At 64.4% G+C, this 12,595-nt stretch carries 11 protein-coding genes; 6 read left to right on the forward strand and 5 right to left on the reverse strand.

The genetic code is table 11. The annotated features are described in order from the left end of the window. The first annotated feature begins 150 nt into the window (after nucleotides 1–150). Nucleotides 151–1,527, forward strand: a complete 1,377-nt coding sequence (gltX, locus tag ABMA59_RS23255; RefSeq protein ID WP_349007781.1) for a glutamate--tRNA ligase — start codon at nucleotides 151–153, stop codon at nucleotides 1,525–1,527. Here gltX and ABMA59_RS23260 read toward each other — a convergent pair. Both ABMA59_RS23260 and ABMA59_RS23265 read right to left on the reverse strand, forming a co-directional pair. Then, nucleotides 1,445–2,725 carry a DUF2865 domain-containing protein gene (locus ABMA59_RS23260; protein ID WP_349007782.1) on the reverse strand — a complete coding sequence of 427 codons (1,281 nt, stop codon included), beginning with the start codon at nucleotides 2,723–2,725 and terminating at the stop codon, nucleotides 1,445–1,447. The genes gltX and ABMA59_RS23260 overlap by 83 nt on opposite strands. Nucleotides 2,726–2,832: 107 nt before the next feature. Further along, nucleotides 2,833–3,213, reverse strand: a complete 381-nt coding sequence (locus tag ABMA59_RS23265; protein WP_349007783.1) for a YkvA family protein — start codon at nucleotides 3,211–3,213, stop codon at nucleotides 2,833–2,835. A gap of 100 nt (nucleotides 3,214–3,313) precedes the next feature. Here ABMA59_RS23265 and ABMA59_RS23270 point away from each other — a divergent pair, with 100 nt between their 5' ends. Both ABMA59_RS23270 and ABMA59_RS23275 read left to right on the forward strand, forming a co-directional pair. Next, nucleotides 3,314–4,027 (forward strand): VWA domain-containing protein, encoded by a 714-nt coding sequence (locus tag ABMA59_RS23270; protein WP_349007784.1) that lies wholly within the window; start codon nucleotides 3,314–3,316, stop codon nucleotides 4,025–4,027. Beyond that, nucleotides 4,024–4,722 (forward strand): DnaJ domain-containing protein, encoded by a 699-nt coding sequence (locus ABMA59_RS23275; RefSeq protein WP_349007785.1) that lies wholly within the window; start codon nucleotides 4,024–4,026, stop codon nucleotides 4,720–4,722. The genes ABMA59_RS23270 and ABMA59_RS23275 overlap by 4 nt, the downstream gene beginning before the upstream one ends. 87 nt (nucleotides 4,723–4,809) lie before the next feature. Here ABMA59_RS23275 and ABMA59_RS23280 read toward each other — a convergent pair whose 3' ends face one another. Beyond that, nucleotides 4,810–6,216 carry a serine hydrolase gene (locus ABMA59_RS23280; RefSeq protein WP_425475972.1) on the reverse strand — a complete coding sequence of 469 codons (1,407 nt, stop codon included), beginning with the start codon at nucleotides 6,214–6,216 and terminating at the stop codon, nucleotides 4,810–4,812. A 276-nt stretch (nucleotides 6,217–6,492) separates the two neighbouring features. On the opposite strand from ABMA59_RS23280, the gene ABMA59_RS23285 reads away from it, so the two are divergent. From ABMA59_RS23285 to clpA, 3 genes are all read left to right on the forward strand, one after another. Continuing rightward, the gene (locus ABMA59_RS23285; protein ID WP_349007786.1) at nucleotides 6,493–6,822 is read left to right on the forward strand and encodes a phasin family protein; all 330 of its coding nucleotides are present in this window, start codon (nucleotides 6,493–6,495) and stop codon (nucleotides 6,820–6,822) included. Between the two features lie 261 nt (nucleotides 6,823–7,083). Further along, complete coding sequence (clpS, locus tag ABMA59_RS23290) at nucleotides 7,084–7,413, forward strand: ATP-dependent Clp protease adapter ClpS (RefSeq protein WP_349007921.1); 330 nt, start codon at nucleotides 7,084–7,086, stop codon at nucleotides 7,411–7,413. A gap of 6 nt (nucleotides 7,414–7,419) precedes the next feature. Continuing rightward, nucleotides 7,420–9,897 (forward strand): ATP-dependent Clp protease ATP-binding subunit ClpA, encoded by a 2,478-nt coding sequence (gene clpA, locus ABMA59_RS23295; RefSeq protein WP_349007787.1) that lies wholly within the window; start codon nucleotides 7,420–7,422, stop codon nucleotides 9,895–9,897. A 166-nt stretch (nucleotides 9,898–10,063) separates the two neighbouring features. Here the strand turns inward: clpA and ABMA59_RS23300 are convergent, their stop codons facing one another. Together ABMA59_RS23300 and ABMA59_RS23305 are read right to left on the reverse strand one after the other, a co-directional pair. Continuing rightward, on the reverse strand, nucleotides 10,064–11,275 hold the full coding sequence (locus tag ABMA59_RS23300) for a DmpA family aminopeptidase (RefSeq protein WP_349007788.1): 1,212 nt from the start codon (nucleotides 11,273–11,275) through the stop codon (nucleotides 10,064–10,066). A 114-nt stretch (nucleotides 11,276–11,389) separates the two neighbouring features. After that, nucleotides 11,390–12,481 carry an adenylate/guanylate cyclase domain-containing protein gene (locus tag ABMA59_RS23305; RefSeq protein ID WP_349007789.1) on the reverse strand — a complete coding sequence of 364 codons (1,092 nt, stop codon included), beginning with the start codon at nucleotides 12,479–12,481 and terminating at the stop codon, nucleotides 11,390–11,392. Nucleotides 12,482–12,595: the final 114 nt, after the last annotated feature.

A 12,595-nucleotide genomic window follows, 5' to 3' on the forward strand; every position in this document is an offset into this window, starting at 1 on the left:
TAGCGTGGCGGCGCGTTGCGTGCAACGCGAGGCGGACGTTAGCGATATCTCAGTCAGGAATTGCTCTTGATCCAGTGGAAATGGGCATTCCCAGGCCCGCTTTCCCTCGCGGAACTTGAAATAGCCCGGTTCTTCCGTTAACCCGCCGCCATGACCGTTACCGTTCGTTTCGCCCCGTCGCCGACGGGAAACATCCACATCGGCAACGCTCGCACGGCGCTGTTCAACTGGCTGTTCGCGCTGAAGCACAAGGGGCGCTTCATCCAGCGCTTCGACGACACCGACGTTGCCCGTTCCAAGCAGGAATACGCCAACGCCATCCTCTACGACTTGCACTGGCTGGGCATCTATCCGGACGCGACGGAATACCAGTCGCGGCGTTTCGAGCATTATGACGACGCGGTCGAGCGCCTGAAGGCGGCGGGCTTGCTTTACCCCTGCTATGAGACGCCGGAAGAGCTTGAGCTGCGCCGGAAAGTGAGGCTGTCGCGAAAGTTGCCGCCGGTCTATGGCCGCGAGGCGCTGGCGCTGACGTCGGCCGAGATGGCCGCCTTCGAAGCAGAGGGCCGCAAGGCGCATTGGCGCTTCCTGTTGCCCAACTACGAGGAGGGCGACCCGGAAAAGACCGTGCGCACCGAAATCTCCTGGACCGACCTCGTGCGCGGCGAGGAGACCGTCGACCTCGCCTCGCTGTCCGATCCCGTGCTGGTGCGCGAGGACGGCACCTATCTCTACACGCTTCCTTCGGTGGTGGACGACATCGAGATGGGCATCACCCACGTCATCCGCGGCGATGACCATGTCACCAACACCGGCGTTCAGATCGCGCTGTTTCGCGCGCTCGGCGCCGAGCCGCCGCGGTTCGGCCACCACAATCTTCTGACCACGACGACGGGCGAGGGCCTGTCGAAGCGCACCGGCGCGCTGTCGATCGGCAGCCTGCGCGAGCAGGGCATCGAGCCGATGGCGGTGGCCTCGCTGGCCGTGCTGATCGGAACGTCGGAGAATACGTCCGCCGTTGCGTCGATGGCGGAACTCGCTGAACGTTTCGAACCGGAAACCGCCTCCAAGTCGGCTGCCAAATTCGATCCCGCCGATCTGACCACGTTGAACCGTACGCTGCTCCAGCACATGCCGTTTGCCGAGGCGCGCGACCGGTTGGCCGTGCTGGGTGTTACGGGCGACAAAGCCGAGGCTTTCTGGCTGGCGGTGCGCGGCAATATCGATACGGTGGCGGATGCGCTGCCCTGGTGGCGCGTGCTGCGCGACGGACCCGCGACGCCGATCGAGTTCTCCGACGAGGACCGCGACTTCCTGCGCGCCGCGTTCGATCTGCTGCCGGAAGAGCCGTGGGACGGAACGACCTGGAAGACCTGGACCAGGGCCGTCTTCCAGGAAACCAAACGCAAGGGCAAGGTGCTCTACATGCCTCTGAGGCTGGCACTCACGGGCCTTGCGTCGGGGCCTGAGCTTGCGGAACTGCTGCCGCTTCTGGGTCGGGAAGGAACGCTGGCCCGACGACCCTGACCTTTCGCTCGGCCTGTTTTTCCGGCTTGGCGGGCGCGTCATTCGCGGCATCCGCCGGTGCAGTTTCTTGCGGAGCGACAGTTTCGGCTGGTGTGACCGGCTCCGGCAACGGAATGGCGACGATGCTCGACTCCGGCGGCGCGTCGAGCGGCTGAACCTCGAATGGCGGCATCGCCTCCTCGGGAGGTGTCGCGGCGACATCCGGTGCCGTACTCGTGTCCGGCTTTGTTGTCGGTAGCGGCAATGCCGCGTTCTGGTCAGCATCGTCTTGCTTCGGAGTCTCGTTCCCTGGAACAAAAGTCTCCGCCGGCCGGCTCATGACCTGCGGAGGCGGCGTGCCGGCAATCACCTTGAAATCCTTCTTGGGATTGCAGCCGCATCCCACCGGCTGCGCAACCGAGGCCTGCCGGTGCAGGAAGGCGGTCGGCAGGTCGGAATAGTACCGGCCGGTTTTAGTCGATACCATTTGCGCCGGCTCGTCGATGCCGCTCGGGCCGAAGAATACCTGCATCTCGGTGCCGGGGCAGGAGGTCTCGCAATTCGTCTGGTCGCGGTCGAAGTCGCCGATTGTCGAGGCGTAGGAGATCGGGAAGAAATAGCCGTCGCAGGTGCGCACGCACATGGTCTGGTAGCTTTCCCCCGCCCTGGCTTCCGGCGCCTCGCCCGATCCGCCTTCCTCCAGCATCAATTCCAGCGGCGTCCTGACCCGCCCGTCGTCATCCGGATCGGCCAACGCCTCGCGCGGATCCTCGATGCTCGGGCGCTCGGCCATGGCCTCTTCACGGCAGCCATTGGCCTCCAGCGCGGCCAGAACCTTGGCGCGCGAGCGTCTTCCGCCGCCGCCGTCCGCCATCCGGCCACGGTGCTGCTGAAGTTTCTCGAGATTGCGCTCCATCCGGTCGATCGTGGCGTTCAGCGCCGCGCATTGCCGCACGGTGCGGCCGAGCAGCGCAAAACCGCAGCCTGCGTCCCGTGCCTGCTCGCGGGCAATCGCCATCTGCTCGCGCTGCCTCGCGATAGCGTCGTCATATCTGCCGGCCCGCCCGCCGCCCCCACCATTGTCTGCGCTAACCAGTTCGGCCTCGAGCTGCCGGCAGAGCCGCGTGCTCGCCCCGACCGGCTGGGTCGTCGTGAAGACGAGCATGGCTAGGCCCGCCAGCAAGGCGACGCCGCCGAACCCGATCCGCAAACCTTTCATTCCGTCTCCCGGCCTGCCGCGTCGCGCGGCACTGCGGCGATTCTCGAATCTATCATCCGCTTGTCGGCCATCGCAACTTTACCGGACGTAGCTGTTCTTCCCGCCTGTCAGTCGGTGAAGTAGCGATATCCGAGCCATGCGGCGAGCAAGATGCCAGCCACCCATAGGCAGAAGATCGCCATGGCGGCGGCGCGGCTCACCGGGCGTTCGGCTGCGAGCGCGGCCGCCGCCCGGTGCTCGGCCATCACTTCAGGCGGGATCATTTTTACGACCGCCACGATGCCGAGCGGCAGGATGATCAAATCATCCAGATAGCCGAGCACCGGAATGAAGTCGGGGATCAGGTCGATCGGCGACAACGCGTATCCGGCGATGAACAGTGCCAGGGCCTTCGCATACCACGGGGTGCGGGGGTCGCGTGCGGCAAGGTAGACCGCATGTGCATCGCGCTTGATCGCGCGCGCCCAGTCTTTCAGTCTGCCGATCATGGCGCGACCATAGCGGCCAGCGCATGATGCGCAATCGCCGGCTTACACCTGACCCTTTGTCGGCCTTGCAAGCCGCGCCAGTCCGACACATTTTGTGTGTATGGGCAAGGACAACCCCGGCAAGTCGCTCGACATTTCCGGCTCGCGCGAGATCGATGATTTCGTGCGGCTGGCGAAAGCGGTCGCGGTCTCCAAGGGTGCGGCGACCGGGCGGCTGATCCTGGCCCTCGATGCGACGATGAGCCGGCAGCCAACCTGGGATCTTGCCTGCCAGCTACAGGGCCAGATGTTCGACGCCGCCGGCAAGACCGGCAGCCTGGCCGTGCAACTCGCCTATTTCCGCGGCTTCGCCGAATGCCGTTCTTCCGCGTTCGTGCGCGATACGGGTGCTTTGAAGGACCTGATGATCCGTATCGACTGCCGCGCCGGCAACACCCAGATCGGAAAAATCCTGTCTCATACGCTGAAGGAGACCGCGCGCCAGAAGGTGGATGCGCTCGTCTATATCGGCGATGCTTTCGAGGAGGAGATCGACGCTCTGGCCGAGCAGGCGGGCAAGCTCGGCCTGCTCGGCGTTCCGGTCTTCGTCTTCCAGGAAGGAAGGGATTCCCGGGCGGAGAGCGCATTCCGCGAGATCGCGCGCCTGTCGAAGGGCGCATGGTTCCGCTTCGACCGAGCCGCGGCCGCCACGCTTGCGAAACTGCTCGCTTCGGTGGCAGTCTTCGCGGCGGGAGGGGTGAGGGCGCTTGAGGCGCGCAACTTGCCGGAGGATCGATTGCTGATCGAACATATGCGCGGTGGCGCCGACCGATGACCTACCTGATTGGCGGCCTGGTCGTGTTGCTCGCCGTCCTTCTGGCGGTCGCGGCCTTTCTGAAGGCGGATGCCGTCAAGCTGGCGCGCATGCTGCGCTCGGCCGGGCCGATCATGCTTGGCGTCGTCGGATTGGCGCTGTTGCTGCTCGGCAGGGCGGGGGTCGGCGGCCTGATGTTTTCGCTGGCGCTGGCCTGGTACGGCGCCTCACGCATGGCCGCGCCGGCAAGGCCGAAGACCGCGGGAAAACGTTCCAGCGTGCGCACCGCCGCTCTTGAGATGGAACTCGACCACGACACGGGAGGGCTGGAAGGCCTGGTGCTGGCCGGGCGTCACGAGCAGCGCATGCTCAGCACCATGTCGCTCAGGGAATTGCGCGAACTATACGAGGACCTGAAGGAGGACTGGGAGAGCCGGCAGCTACTTGAGACGTACCTTGACAGCCGGTTTCCCGTCTGGCGCGAACACGCGAAGGCGCAAAGTGGCGACGGGGAGAGAATTGCGCCAGGTGCGGGCGCCATGACTAAGCAGGAGGCCTACAAGATCCTTGGTCTTGAAGCGGGGGCCTCCCCGGCGGATATCCGCAAGGCGCATCGCCGCCTGATGCAGCGCCTGCACCCCGACCTCGGGGGGACGTCGTTCCTCGCGGCGCGCATCAACGAAGCCAAGGATGTCCTTCTCGCCAATCACCACTAACTCTCCCGATACTCGGTACACATTCGGAACAGGTCGACGTTCAATTCAGGCTAGCCGGAGCCGATGGCCGGACCGCAGGCAACGGTATCAGTTCTGGACTGCGTAGCAGCCCACATCCTTTTTCTTGAGCTGGCTGCAGGCTTTCCAGGCCGCGGCCTTCGTATCAAAGCCGGAGAAGCGTACACGATGATACGTCACGCCGTCCTTGTCGAACGGCACCGTGTAGCCCGACGCCGATGCCAGTATCTGCGGCGCCTTGCGGGTGGCGGCTTCCAGCGCCTTGGTGGCTTCCGCCTTGCTCGGCGAGGATGCAACCTGGATCACCCAGCCGGAGGGCTCCACGGAAGCGGTCTTGACGGTATCGACCTCGGCGGAGGGGCGCGGTGCCGGCGGCGCATAGGCTTCCTCCAGCACCGCGGTGGCCGTGGTCTCCTTCGCCTCGGCCGGCGCTTCCGCGGCGACCTTCGCGACCGCCTTGGCGGCGGGCCGCGCAGCTTCGGTGCGCTCGACGAACGCGGCGACCTGCTCGTCCTGATCGTCCTCGGGGCGGGCGTCCGGCGTCGGGGCCTTTTTCTTCGGTAGCATTGCCTTGGCGATGTCCATGACCGTGCCACCGCCGGCATTGGCCACCAGCGGGCCGCCCTTGCGGCCACTGGCCTTCGGCAGATATTCCTCAATCAGTTCGGCCATCTGGCGGTCGCGGCTCGCACCGCTCTGCCCGCCCATGACGACGGCGACGATGCGGCGGTTGCCGTCGGAAACCGACGAGACGAGGTTGAAGCCGGACGCCCGGGTATAGCCGGTCTTGATGCCGTCGACGCCCTTGATCTTGCCGAGCAGCCGGTTGTGATTGGCGATGCGCTGCTTGCCGTAGGTGAAGGAGCGGACCGAGAAATATGCGTAGTACTGAGGAAAATGTTCGCGCAGCGCGATGCCGAGCGTCGCCATGTCATGCGCTGTGGTGAATTGTCCGGTGTTGGGCAGGCCGTGCGGATTGCGGAAGATGGTGCCTTCCATGCCGAGCGCACGGGCTTTCGACGTCATCATGCGGGCGAAGCCCGCTTCCGAGCCTCCGAGCAGTTCAGCCAGCGCCTCGGCCGAATCATTGGCCGAGCGGGTGACCAGCGAATAGATCGCGGTCTCGACCGTGACGGACTTGCCCGCCTTTACGCCGAGCTTGGTAGGCGGTTGCGCGGCTGCCTGCGCCGAGAAGGTTACAGGCGTCGACTTCTTGATCTTGCCGCTCTTCATCGCCTCGAAGGTTAGATAGAGCGTCATCATCTTGGTCAGCGAGGCGGGATATCGCCGGGAATTGGCATTCGCCGAAAACAGCGTCTTGCCGGTGTTGGCGTCGATCACGATCGCGGCATAACGCGAGTCCGCCGCCGAGGCGGCGACCGGGGTCATGCCGACGACGGCGGCAAGCAGGCCGGCCGCGATTGTCGCCGGGGAGCACAATGCTTTGAAAAAACGGAGAGCAGTCGCCTGACGCACTGTTGAACACCCTTTGAGATTGCCGTTGCACCCGGGAGGCGGCAAAGGATCCTGCCTCGAACGGTGACAGTAGGCTGGGCGCGTTACCAATCCGTTTATGGTAACCAGATCGTTCAGGAATTCGTTCGGGCTTTAGATCACAACGACACAAACTTGAGCCGTACCGGTTGCGCAAAGCCTTGGGCCGCAAGGGTCCCTTGACATTTTGTGCAATGCACAATAAATACTCATGCGGCGCATATAACTGCTCCGTCCACTCCCGCACGAGGACTGTTCATGACCACGATGTTTGAAGATGCCGGCGTATACGGCAAGGAATTCGTCGACAAGGGCCTGAAGAGCTTTGCCTCCGTTTCGAAGGCCGCCCAGGCGATCGTCACCGAAGCCACCGACTACACCAAGAAATCCTACGAGGCCGGCGCAGCCACCTTCGAGAAGCTTTTCGCGGCCAAGTCGCTGGAGAGCGCCGTCGAGATCCAGACCGACTTTGCCAAGAAGGCCTATGAGGGCTTCGTGGCCGAATCGAGCAAGCTTTCCGGCCTCTATGCCGACATGGCGAAGGAAGCTTACAAGCCGTTCGAATCGATCGTCGCCAAGGCGAAGTGACGGCCGGCAGGCAGTCGCCTTTTTCAGATCGCCGGTTCGCCGGCAGACCCGGCCGCGCTTCGCGGCCGGGTTTTTTGTTGCCCGCCGAGGCATCAATCGTCAGTGAACGGGCCGACTGATGACGCAACCATATTGTCACCCCAATAGAAGGGCTTAAAATCACGACGCAGCGACCTACATGTGACGGGCGGGAGAAACACCCGCGGAAGGAAAGGACCTGTGAGACAAGGCGGGGAAGCCACGGTGCGGCAAGTGGCAAGAATGCAAGGCGGTGACCAGGACGGGCGTGGACCGGGCCGGGGCACGGCAGTGATCACGCGCACCAAACCGAAGACCAAGAAACCCAGCCTCTATCGCGTCCTCATCCTGAATGATGACTACACGCCGATGGAGTTCGTGATCCACATTCTGGAGCGGTTTTTCCAGAAGGATCGGGAAAGCGCCACGCGCATCATGCTTCACGTTCACAATCACGGGGTGGGCGAATGCGGCGTCTATACATTCGAAGTGGCCGAGACCAAGGTGGCCCAGGTCATGGATTTCGCCCGTCAGAATCAACATCCGCTGCAATGCGTAATGGAAAAGAAGTGAGGTAACATGCCGGCTTTCTCCCCGGGGCTCGAAAAAGCCCTTCATCAGGCCCTCACTTTCGCCAATGAGCGCCACCACGAATATGCGACGCTGGAGCATCTGCTGCTGGCGCTGATCGACGATTCCGAGGCGGGCGCGGTCATGCGCGCCTGCAACGTCGATCTCGACGAACTGCGCCGCACCGTTCTCAACTACATCGACACCGAACTCGACAACCTCGTCACCGGCTATGACGAGGATTCCAAGCCGACCGCCGGTTTCCAGCGCGTCATCCAGCGCGCCGTCATCCATGTCCAGTCTTCCGGCCGCGACGAGGTGTCGGGCGCCAATGTGCTCGTCGCCATCTTTGCCGAGCGCGAGAGCCACGCCGCTTATTTCCTGCAGGAACAGCAGATGACCCGCTACGACGCGGTCAACTACATCTCGCATGGCATCGCCAAGCGCCCCGGCTCCAGCGAGAGCCGTACGCCGCGTGGCGCCGAGGAAGAGCAGAACGGCGCCCAGGGCAGCGGGGAGCAGGAGGAGAGCGGCAACGGCAAGAAGAAGCAGCAGGACGCGCTGACTGCCTATTGCGTCGACCTCAACAAGAAGGCCAAGTCGGGCAAGATCGATCCGCTGATCGGCCGCACCGACGAGATCAACCGCACGATCCAGATCCTTTGCCGCCGCTCCAAGAACAACCCGCTCTATGTCGGCGACCCCGGAGTCGGCAAGACGGCGATCGCCGAGGGCTTGGCCAAGCGCATCGTCGAGGGCGACGTGCCGAAGGTTCTGGCCGGCGCTACCATCTTCGCGCTGGACATGGGCACGCTGCTTGCCGGCACGCGCTATCGCGGCGACTTCGAGGAGCGGCTGAAGCAGGTGGTCAAGGAACTCGAGGAGTTTCCCGGCGCCATCCTGTTCATCGACGAGATCCATACGGTGATCGGTGCCGGCGCGACGTCCGGCGGCGCGATGGATGCGTCCAACCTGTTGAAGCCGGCTCTGTCGTCGGGTGCGATCCGTTGCATCGGCTCGACGACCTACAAGGAATTCCGCCAGTTCTTCGAGAAGGACCGTGCGCTGGTGCGGCGCTTCCAGAAGATCGACGTGAAGGAGCCGACGATCGAGGACACGATCGAGATCATGAAGGGCTTGAAGCCCTATTATGAGGATTTCCACCAGGTGAAGTTCACCAACGACGCCATCAAGGCGGCGGTGGAGCTTTCCGCGCGCTACATCAACGACCGCAAGCTGCCGGACAAGGCAATCGACGTGATCGACGAGACCGGCGCGTCGCAGATGCTGCTGCCCGAGGCCAAGCGCAAGAAGACGATCACCATCAAGGAGATCGAAGCGACAGTCGCCACCATGGCGCGCATCCCGCCCAAGACCGTGTCGGCCGACGACGAGCAGGTTCTCCAGACGCTCGACGCAGAACTGCGCCGTGTCGTCTATGGACAGGATACTGCGATCTCGGCTCTGTCCTCGGCGATCAAACTGGCGCGTGCCGGCTTGCGCGAACCGGAGAAGCCGATCGGCTGCTACTTGTTCTCGGGTCCGACCGGGGTCGGCAAGACCGAGGTGGCGAAGCAGCTTGCTTCCTCGCTCGGCGTCGAACTTCTGCGCTTCGACATGTCGGAATACATGGAGCGACACACGGTCAGCCGCCTCATCGGCGCGCCTCCCGGCTATGTCGGCTTCGACCAGGGCGGCCTGCTCACCGACGGCGTCGACCAGCATCCGCATTGCGTGCTGCTGCTCGACGAGGTCGAGAAGGCGCATCCGGACCTGTTCAACATCCTGTTGCAGGTCATGGACCACGGCAAGCTGACCGACCACAACGGCAAGCAGATCGACTTCCGCAACGTCATCCTGATCATGACGACCAATGCGGGCGCGTCGGATGCGCAGCGCGCGGCGATCGGCTTCGGCTCGACCAAGCGCGAGGGCGACGACGTGGAGGCGATCAACCGCCTGTTCACACCGGAGTTCCGCAACCGGCTCGATGCGATCATACCGTTCGGCTCGCTGCCGGTGCCGGTGATCCACCAGGTGGTGCAGAAGTTCGTGATGCAGCTGGAGGCGCAGCTTTCCGACCGCGGCGTCACCTTCGACCTGCAGCCGGACGCCATCGCCTGGCTGGCCGACAAGGGCTACGACGAGCGCATGGGTGCGCGTCCGCTGGCCCGCGTCATCCAGGAGCACATCAAGAAGCCGCTGGCCGACGAGGTGCTGTTCGGCAAGCTCAAGAAAGGCGGCACGGTCCGCGTCAGTGTCGAGACCAAGGAAAGCGGCGAGAAGGGCCTGAATCTCGAGGCGGTCGCCGACGAGGTGCCTGTCAAGCCGAAGAAGGAAGAAGAACCGCGCAGCAAGCCGGCCCGAAAAGCTTCCACCAAGAAGGCCGCGCCGAAGAAGGCCGTCGCGCAGAAACCGAAGCTGGCGCCGCCTGCCAAGGATGTCGCCAAGCGCAGCCTCGTGCCGCAACTGCCGCGCAAGGGGTAGTTCGAACGTAAGTTCCCGAAACGAAGACCGGCCGCCGCGAGGCGGCCGTTTTCGTTGAAGGCGGAAACCTTCCCGCTGTCCGTCTCGACGATATGTGCCCGCTCCTTCACAGTACGGCAGAACAGTGAGGGGCGGGCACAAACGTCAAGGGAAACAGTGGTTGGTATTAATTCGCTGCCCGCCCATACTTCTTCAAAATCGCCTTCAACTGGTCATGCGGCAGACCGAACAGCCGATAACCGTTGCCGCCGGTCATTGTCTCGGCCGCCACCATGGCGTTGACGATCGCTTCTTCAGTCGCGTCCACCGTCGCCGTGAAGATCGGGTCCATGTTGCCCTGCGATACCTGCTTGAACGGCGCGACCTCTTCGTCGGACACGTCGTTGGCGCCTTCGGCGGTCGAGAAGGACACGATCAGGTCGCCCGACGTGTTGCCGGAGAACGAGCCCAGCCGGCCGAGGCCGAGTGAGGCGCGGCGGGCCATACGATTGAGTTGGTGCGGCAGCAGTGGCGCGTCGGTCGCTACGACGATGATGATCGATCCGTCATCCGGGAGAGGGGTGCCGCCCTTGCCGTCGGCGGCGCATTTGGGCTTCTTCTCCTCCGAGCCCGCCACGTCTGCCGCGTAGCAAGGCAGCCATGTCTTGGCCAGTTCCTCGCCGACCGGTGCGCCGGCGATCCTGAGCACCGTGCGCAGCCCGGTGTTGCACTGCGCCAGCACGCCGACCGTGTAGGACTTGTCCTCAACCTCGATGATGCGCGACGCGGTGCCTATACCGCCCTTGAAGCCGAAGCAGCGCATGCCGGTGCCACCGCCGACATTGCCTTCCGCGACCGCGCCGCCGGACGCCTTGTCGATGGCCTCCATCGCCGTCTCGGGTTTTACATGGAAGCCCTCGATATCGTTCAGGCCGCCGTCATAGGTCTCGGCCACTACGGGCCACAGCGCGTCGCCGAACTTGTTGGACGTCCATTGCTGGATACCGGCATAGACTTGGCCGATGGCGTTGGTGTTGCTGATGCCGATAGGTCCATAGACCATGCCGAAATCCTGCAGATAGGACTGGCCGGTCATCTCGCCATTGCCGTTGAGGTTGAAGAACCCGCCGTAAACCGGCTTGGCGCTTTCCTTTCCGCGCGGCAGCACCACGGTCACCCCGGTGCGCACCGGCCCGACGCCCTTTTCCCGCTTACCTTCGCCGCTGATGAGCGTGACATGGCCGACCTCGACGCCCTTGACGTCGGTGATGGCGTTGAGCGGCCCGGCCTTGCCGGCAAACGGCACGCCGAGATCGCGTGCCCGCTCCGCCGCGTGGACGCCGGTCGCCGCGCATGCCGCCAGCAGCGCGGCGGCAAAACCTGTTCCAAAATGTCTCATGATCCCTCCCTGCATGAAGATGCGGGCGGAGCCTAGTACGCAGCCTCGCCGACACCTATGGACCGCGCCCGCGTTTGCGTTGTGCCATCGGGCGGGTTCATCTTGAAAAACGAATCAAGCAGGCAAAGCGAAAACCGGGCAGGGATCGGCGATGCCGCGCAACCTGTGCTCGCCCATTGAAATCATATCCCTCGTCGTTTCCGCGGCGAATGCGCCGGAAATCAACACGTCGCGGCCGAGGGGTTTGCACAGGCCCTCGAGCCGGCTGACCAGGTTCACCGCCTGCCCGATCGCGGTGAAATCCAGACGGTCGGCGGTGCCGATATTGCCCCACAACATATCGCCGAGATGTAGCGCCATGCCGAACGGCAAGGGCGGCAGGCCCTGCCCGGCGCGCTCGCGATCAAGGTAGGCCATGCCGGCACGCGCCGCCGCGACGGCGCGCAATGCCGCATCGCAGGCCGCCGAAGCAGGGCGTTCTCCCACCGGAAAGATCGCCAAGACCCCGTCGCCAATGAACTTCAGCACCTCGCCGTCGAAGGCATGAACGGCGCCGGCGATTCGGTCGAACCATGCATCCAGCGCGGCGACGACCGATGTTGGCGCCGTTGCCTCCGAAAGTTCGGTGAAGCCGCGCAGGTCGGCATAAAGCAGAACCGCGCGTATGGTCTCGCCAGTCTCGCGCCGCAGTTGGCCGGCTAGGACCTGCCTGGCGCTACGCCGGCCGAGATAGGTCTCGAGCAGCGCCGCGAGTGTCGACTGCGCGGCAAGCACTCCGAGCGGCGCCGCGGCAAAGCGGGCCACTTCAAGAAGCAACTCGGATTCGGCCTTCGTCAAGGGCCGCGACGCAGCCCAACCCAGCACGGGGGCGTCCGACGCTCCGTCGCCCGTCGGACCGACGACGTTCTCCTGCACGATCCCCGTTCCGAGACCGGTGAGCCAGTCGCGGCCGACGCTTGCCGGTTCGAGCCCAACCGCGCCCAGCGAGCCGAATCCCAGGGCCTCGATGACCTCGCCGGTGTCCGCCCGCCACAGCCAGGTGCGCCGGGCGATGATCGGATGCGGCGCGGCCTGGGTCAGCGCGCCGCCGGCGAGCGGCAGGCCGTCGGCGACGAGCCTTTCGCCGAGCCTCGTCATGAAATGCTCGGCGCCGGGGACCGTGCTTGCTTCGTCGACCAGCCAGGCGAGGGTGGAGGAGAGTTGCATGCGGGAGATCATGCAATCATGTCAGGCGCTTGTCATGAGCGGGCAGGAAGTTTCTTGCGCCGGACGGTCCCTGGCCTACATTGTAGCCACTGCCGGGACGAAACGCCGTCCCTT

Origin of the sequence: Mesorhizobium yinganensis, from assembly GCF_040081985.1 — a bacterium.
Classification (GTDB): Bacteria; Pseudomonadota; Alphaproteobacteria; order Rhizobiales; family Rhizobiaceae; genus Kumtagia; species Kumtagia yinganensis.

What these genes read in the sequence shown, in the direction of transcription:
- gltX (WP_349007781.1), top strand. Translation starts at nt 151, where the DNA reads ATGACCGTTACCGTTCGTTTCGCCCCGTCGCCGACGGGAAACATCCAC.
- ABMA59_RS23260 (WP_349007782.1), bottom strand. Translation starts at nt 2,725, where the DNA reads ATGAAAGGTTTGCGGATCGGGTTCGGCGGCGTCGCCTTGCTGGCGGGC.
- ABMA59_RS23265 (WP_349007783.1), bottom strand. Translation starts at nt 3,213, where the DNA reads ATGATCGGCAGACTGAAAGACTGGGCGCGCGCGATCAAGCGCGATGCA.
- ABMA59_RS23270 (WP_349007784.1), top strand. Translation starts at nt 3,314, where the DNA reads ATGGGCAAGGACAACCCCGGCAAGTCGCTCGACATTTCCGGCTCGCGC.
- ABMA59_RS23275 (WP_349007785.1), top strand. Translation starts at nt 4,024, where the DNA reads ATGACCTACCTGATTGGCGGCCTGGTCGTGTTGCTCGCCGTCCTTCTG.
- ABMA59_RS23285 (WP_349007786.1), top strand. Translation starts at nt 6,493, where the DNA reads ATGACCACGATGTTTGAAGATGCCGGCGTATACGGCAAGGAATTCGTC.
- clpS (WP_349007921.1), top strand. Translation starts at nt 7,084, where the DNA reads ATGCAAGGCGGTGACCAGGACGGGCGTGGACCGGGCCGGGGCACGGCA.
- clpA (WP_349007787.1), top strand. Translation starts at nt 7,420, where the DNA reads ATGCCGGCTTTCTCCCCGGGGCTCGAAAAAGCCCTTCATCAGGCCCTC.
- ABMA59_RS23300 (WP_349007788.1), bottom strand. Translation starts at nt 11,275, where the DNA reads ATGAGACATTTTGGAACAGGTTTTGCCGCCGCGCTGCTGGCGGCATGC.
- ABMA59_RS23305 (WP_349007789.1), bottom strand. Translation starts at nt 12,481, where the DNA reads ATGCAACTCTCCTCCACCCTCGCCTGGCTGGTCGACGAAGCAAGCACG.